This is a genomic window from Desulfobacula sp., assembly GCF_021107415.1.
This window is the reverse complement of the sequence record NZ_JAIOSW010000326.1, coordinates 1-6,128: the sequence shown is the minus strand read 5'-3', so window position 1 is coordinate 6,128 and position 6,128 is coordinate 1. Positions and strand designations below refer to the sequence as shown.

4 protein-coding genes are annotated in these 6,128 nt (G+C 47.8%); 3 read left to right on the top strand and 1 reads right to left on the bottom strand.

From position 1 onward, the window contains the following. The 3 genes from K8S13_RS16625 to K8S13_RS16615 all read left to right on the top strand — a co-directional run. Positions 1-1,196 (top strand): GNAT family N-acetyltransferase (locus tag K8S13_RS16625; RefSeq protein ID WP_291464220.1); only part of this gene is annotated, 1,196 nt, incomplete at its 5' end. Between the two features lie 33 nt (positions 1,197-1,229). Then, positions 1,230-2,585: a hypothetical protein gene (locus K8S13_RS16620; RefSeq protein WP_291464219.1), complete on the top strand. Its 1,356-nt coding sequence runs from the start codon at positions 1,230-1,232 to the stop codon at positions 2,583-2,585. Position 2,586: 1 nt separating this feature from the next. Continuing rightward, a complete protein-coding gene (locus K8S13_RS16615; RefSeq protein WP_291464217.1) occupies positions 2,587-5,715 on the top strand; it encodes an efflux RND transporter permease subunit in 3,129 nt (1,042 codons plus the stop codon). A gap of 7 nt (positions 5,716-5,722) precedes the next feature. Here the strand turns inward: K8S13_RS16615 and K8S13_RS16610 are convergent. Beyond that, a partial coding sequence (locus K8S13_RS16610; RefSeq protein WP_291464215.1) for a nicotinate-nucleotide--dimethylbenzimidazole phosphoribosyltransferase occupies positions 5,723-6,128 on the bottom strand: 406 nt, incomplete at its 5' end.

Below are 6,128 nucleotides of genomic sequence, written 5' to 3'. Positions count from 1 at the left end.
GGGCCATTGATGTAAATACCGGGCCTTTGGGCAAATTCCCTGAAAAGGGCATGGCATTTTTCATTGAGGCAGTACAGAGTGTGACAGATCTGCCATTACTCATTGATACTTCCAATCCGCTTGCCATGAGGGTGGGACTTGAAGCCGCAGACAACAAGGTGATCATTAACGGATTTTCTCTTGAATCCCATAAGCTTGAGGAAATTTTACCCCTGGCAGAGGAGTATGATGCGGATATTGTCGGGTTTCTTCTGTATCCTGACAGCCGGGTTCCAAAGGATGAGGCAGAGCGGTTTGAGATTGCTCTTGAGCTGTTAGTTCAGGCAGATGCGGCCGGGGTGTCGAAAGAGCGGATCATTATTGATCCGGTTGTACCACCTTTGGCATGGGAAGACGGGATTGTTCAGGCAAGGGCTGTTTTGAATGTTATAAGGATGTTACCAGATTTATTGGGTTTTCCTGTGAGGACCATTGCAGGACTTTCCAACCTGACCACAGGGGCAGGGGATAAAGTCAAAAAGAGGCTTGTGGAGAAAAGCTATATTGCCATGCTGGCAGCGGCAGGTCTTGATTATGCCTTGATGGATGTTTTGAACCATGAAGTTGTAAATGCGGCTAAAGTTTCCGGTATTCTATCCCGGGCAGAACTCTTTTCCTGGGAGATGGTTGCTTCCATGCAGAAAATTCAGGCCTTGATGGAGGAAGACCGGGGAAGTACGATCTATACCATAAGAACCATGAAACCCGGGGACCTTGGCTACGTGGCCTCAAGCCATATGGCGCTTTATGGTGCAGAATATCAATTTGATAATACCTTTGAATATTATGTTGGAAACGATGTCATGGCCTTTGGGGAGCAGTTTGATCCTGAAAAAGAGAATCTGTGGATTGCTGAAAATAGGATGCAAAGAGTGGGGTCAGTGGCGATTGTGAATAATGACAAAGGGGTTGCACAGCTTCGGTGGCTGCTGGTTGAAGCATCTGCGAGGGGATATGGCATTGGTGAAAAACTGGTGGAAATAGCGGTGAGTTTTGCACGGGAAAAACAGTATCGGAAAATTATTCTGATGACCACGGACTTTTTAAAGCCGGCAAGGTTGCTGTATGAAAAATTCGGGTTCAGACAGATTTCTTCTAAAAAAGAAATCAACTGGGGTAGACAGATGTACATCGAGTATCTTGAGCTGATACTGTAAACATATATTAAATATAGATATCAGGAAGGCCATATGAAACTTTTAAAAAAAATATTGATCATTATTCCCATTATCTGCGGAATTATCCTCTTTGTATGGATGAAAAGCACAAAACAGCCGCCTGTTCGTTTTGACCACAAAGAGCGGGTTCAGACTGTCCGGGTGATCTTTCTGGAAAAGACCCGGGTTGTGCCAAGATCCATTGGGTATGGATATGTTAAGGCAGAGCGGTCTTGGGAAGCCGTTTCCGAGGTCAGCGGTAAAATTGTTTATATGAACAAAAATTTGAGAAAAGGGTATTTTATCCGGGAAGGTGAGCCTTTGCTCAAAATTGATACCACCACCTATGGGCTTGCCGAAAAACGGGGGGAGGCTGATCTCATGAGTGTTGATGCTCAACTCAAGGAGCTTGCACAGTCCCGGAAAAATACCCAGCGTCTGCTCTCCATTGAAAAAAAATCCCTGGCCAGTGCTGCCCAGGAACTGGAGCGAAAACGAGAGCTGTTTGATAAAGGGTATATTTCCGCCTCTGACCTGGAAAAGGAAGAGAGAATTTTCCTGTCCCATCAGACCGCGGTGAATAATCTCCAGAATACTTTGGATCTGATCCCGTCACGGAAAAAAGCCTTGCTGGCTCAAAAAAAATCAGGGGAGTCCACAGTGACGGAACGTCGGCTGGATGTGGCTAAGACTCAAATTTATGCTCCCTTTAATTGCCGGTTGTCTGCCGTTAATGTCGAAATGGACCAATATGCGACTGTCGGAAGCGTGTTGGTTAAAGCAGAAAGTATTGACAGGGCTGAAATACCGGTCCAGCTGACACCGGTAAGTTTTCTAAGACTCATGCCAAGGAAACAGGTTTCATTTTTCCCGGATATGACAGATATGGAGACTCTCCGCCGGGCCATTGGTATCACTGCAAAGGTAAGGCTTCCCATGGATGGGAATCATCGGATTGAATGGGACGGCCGGTTTTCGCGAACCAGTGAGTCCATGGATTTAAAAACCGGGGCTATTACCGTTTATGTGACCGTGGACAAGCCTTATGACAAAGTGCTTCCGGGGATACGGCCGCCTTTGGTCACCAACATGTATGTGGAGGTTGAACTTCGGGGGGTATCGGTTTCGGAACGGTTTGTTGTCCCCAGAAGTGCAGTGCATGAAGGAAAGATTTATATTTGCACTCCTGAAAATCGACTCGAAATCAAGTCGGTGAAAGTTGAATTTTATATGGAGGATATAGCGGTGCTGTCCACAGGACTTGAACAGGGGCAGACTCTGGTGTTGACCGATCTTGTGCCGGCCGTGGAGGGGATGTTGTTGAACCCTGTTCAGGCCGGTGACATTGCAGAACAGCTGAAACGGCAGGCCATTGGGGAGGCATTGTAACATGAATTCATTTAAGAGGATGATTTCATTCATGAGTGCCCATCCCACGGCTGCAAATCTTCTCATGTTTTTATTTATCGCCCTGGGCCTGATTTCGGTCACCGACCTGAAACGGGAAACCTTTCCTGATTTTTCAATCAATGCGGTTGAAATTACTATAACCTATCCCGGGGCCACTGCCGAAGATGTGGAATCTTCCGTGTGCCGGCGTATCGAAGACGTTATTGACAGTGTGACCAATATCGCCGAGGTCCGGAGTACAGCCATGGAAAACAGGGGTATAGTTGTGGTGGAAATGGTGGAAGAAGGCAATATCATCGAATTTTTCAATGATATCAAAACCGAGGTGGAAGCCATCAATAATTTTCCGGCCCAAGTGGAAGATGTGATTGTCAAAAGGGTCAACCGGACCGACCAGGTAGTGTCCGTAGCGGTTACAGGACCCATGACCCCATTGCATTTAAAGTTCTACTGCGAGGACCTCAAGGACCGGCTTAAAGCCATGGACATGGTCTCCCAGGTGGATATCCTGGGGTTTTCCGGCCACGAATTTTTAATTGAGATCCCGTTTTACACTATGATGCGTCTGGGCCTTTCCGTGTCTGATATCCAAGGAGCTGTAGCAGCTCAGAGTCTGGACCTGCCGGCCGGAAGCCTGGAAACAAGGGATTCGAACATCTTGATCCGGTTTTCCGAAGAAAGAAAAACCCTATATGCTCTGGAGAACCTCATTGTGGTATCCGGGAAAACGGGTGCGGAAATCCGATTGGGGGATATTGCCGGAATCTCAGACCGATTCATGGAGGACGAAGATAAAATCCTGTTTGACGGAAAACGGGCCGGACTGCTCCAGGTCAGCAAAACCAAGTCCGAAGATTCCTTAAGAGTCCTGGATGCAGTGACAGCCTTTTTTGAAAAAGAGCAGGCAAGAGCCCCTTCAGGCATTTCCTTTACCATTACCCAGAATGTGTCCAAGGTGGTCCGGGACCGACTTCAAATGCTGACTGTAAACGGGATACAAGGACTGATTCTTGTATTTTTTGCCATGCTGCTATTTTTCCCTTTTTCTTTTTCCTTCTGGGTGGCCATGGGTCTGCCGGTCTCCTTTCTGTTGACCTTTTTCTTTATGAAACATCTGGGACTGTCCCTGAGCATGCTGTCCATGGTCGGTCTGCTGATCGGGCTTGGTCTGCTCATGGATGATGCCATTGTGATTGCTGAAAATATTGCCGCCCACCTTGAAAAGGGGAAAAAAGCCTTTAACGCCGTTGTAGACGGCATATCCGAAGTGGCGGCAGGTGTGTTTTCCTCATTTTTGACCACTTTGTTTATTTTTGGAGCACTGGCCTTGAGCATGAAAGGGGATATCGGAAAAGTGCTTTACGTGATTCCCGTGATTTTGATCATAACTCTTTCCGTGAGCCTGGTGGAAGCCTTCGGTATTCTCCCCAATCACCTGTCCCATTCTCTGGCCGGGCATTCCGCAGGCAGACCTAAGGCCATGTTCCGGCGGAAAATTGATAACAGCATGGACTGGATCCGGGAAAAGCTTCTGGGACGGGTTGTGGATATGGCCGTTAATTTCAGATACTTGTTTATCGGCCTGGTTATCTTTGCCTTTATTGGCTCTATCTCCATGGTCGTTGGTGGACATTTGAAAATTTTGGCTTTTCCTGAAATAGAAGGGGATGTGCTCCAGGCCCGTATTCTGTTCCCCCAGGGGACTCCCCTGGAAAGAACCGAACACTATGTGGAAAAGATTGCAAAGGCGGCTCAAAAGATGAATGCTGCCTTATCCCCCTTACAGCCGGGTAAGGCGGATCTGGTGAGATATATCAGCGTGCTGTATAACATCAATGTCGATGCCGGAGAAAGAGGCCCCCATGTGGCCACAGTTTCCCTGGACCTTTTAGGTGCTGAAAACAGATCCGGTTCCATGGATGATATCATCAATAAATGGAGGACCCTGACAGGAGATATCCCTGATGCCATTGCCATTGCCTATAAAGAACCTACTATTGGTCCGGGTGGCCTTCCCATTGAAATCCGGCTTGCGGGGAATGACCTTGATAATTTGAAAATGGCCTCCACAAGACTGATAAACTGGCTTTACGCATATGAGGGAGTGGCAGATCTTTATGATGACCTGCGGCCGGGCAAGCCAGAAATCCAGGTAAAGCTTAAAAAAGGGGCAAAGGCCAGGGGATTTGATGCCGGAAGTGTTTCAAAACAGCTAAGGGCGGCATTTTATGGAACCACTGCCAGTGAGATCATTGTCAGGGACGAATCCTATGAGGTGAATCTCAGGATGGCAGCTTCTGACAGACATAGCATTTGGGATCTTGAAAATTTTTATCTCATGAACGGCAATGGGGATCGGATTCCCTTGAATACCGTGGCATCCATTACCCACAGCAGGGGATATACCGGGATCAGACGGGTGGATGGTCAAAGGACCGTCACGGTTACCGGGGATGTGGATACCCGGGTCGCCAATGCAAGAGATATCATTGCCGATACAAAGGTCAGATTTCTGCCTGGATTGGAAAAACAATTTCCCGATATTTCAATTGGGCTGGAAGGCCAGGCTAAAGAAATGAAAGCCTCCATAGGGGGGATGGCAAAGGCCCTTGCCATCGGTATTTTTGGTGTGTTCTGCCTTTTGAGTTTCCAGTTCAGATCCTTTCAGGAACCCTTCGTGATCATGGTGACCATCCCTTTTGCATTCATCGGCGTTGTCTGGGGCCATTTGTTTATGGGACTTGACATCTCCATGCCCAGTATTCTGGGATTTGTTTCCCTGGCCGGTATTGTGGTGAATGACTCCATTCTCCTGGTCGGTTTTGTCAGGCAGCATACGGCAATGGGCATGGCCGTAGATCGTGCCGGGAAACTGGCTTCAAGGGAGCGGTTCCGGGCAGTTCTGCTGACCACGGTAACCACTATAGCAGGTCTTTTGCCCCTTTTGTCTGAAAGGTCCATGCAGGCCCAGATCCTGATTCCTCTGGCCTGCTCCATTGTGTTCGGGCTGCTGATGTCCACTATACTGGTGCTGTTAGTGGTGCCTTGCCTTTACACCATCCTGGCGGATTTTAATCTGGTGAGGATCGACACTGGCGGGTCTGATTAAAATGATATTATGACTTTATGGATGACTTGGCGACCTTTGCCTCGTCAAAGGATGCCATTTGGGTCATAATTTTACAGGCCGCATCTGCCATGTCAATGGCAAGGGCAGCCCCTGTGCCTTCCCCCAGCCGCATATTTAAATCAATTATCGGTGTAAGACCCATGTGGGAGAGTGCGGCTGTCTGGGCTATTTCCACGGATTTGTGGCCGGATATGAGATATTTTTTAATTTCCGGGTTTATGACATAAGCCACAAGTCCTGCTGCACTTGAGATGACGCCATCAAGAACAACAGCGGTCTTTTTAGAAGCTGCAGCAAGAACAGCCCCTGCAATGCCGGCAATTTCAAAACCGCCGATTTTTTGAAGGATCTCAAATCCGTTTGCAGGATCAATGGTATGAAAATTTAAGACT

What these genes read in the sequence shown, in the direction of transcription:
- K8S13_RS16615 (WP_291464217.1), top strand. Translation starts at nt 2,587, where the DNA reads ATGAATTCATTTAAGAGGATGATTTCATTCATGAGTGCCCATCCCACG.
- K8S13_RS16620 (WP_291464219.1), top strand. Translation starts at nt 1,230, where the DNA reads ATGAAACTTTTAAAAAAAATATTGATCATTATTCCCATTATCTGCGGA.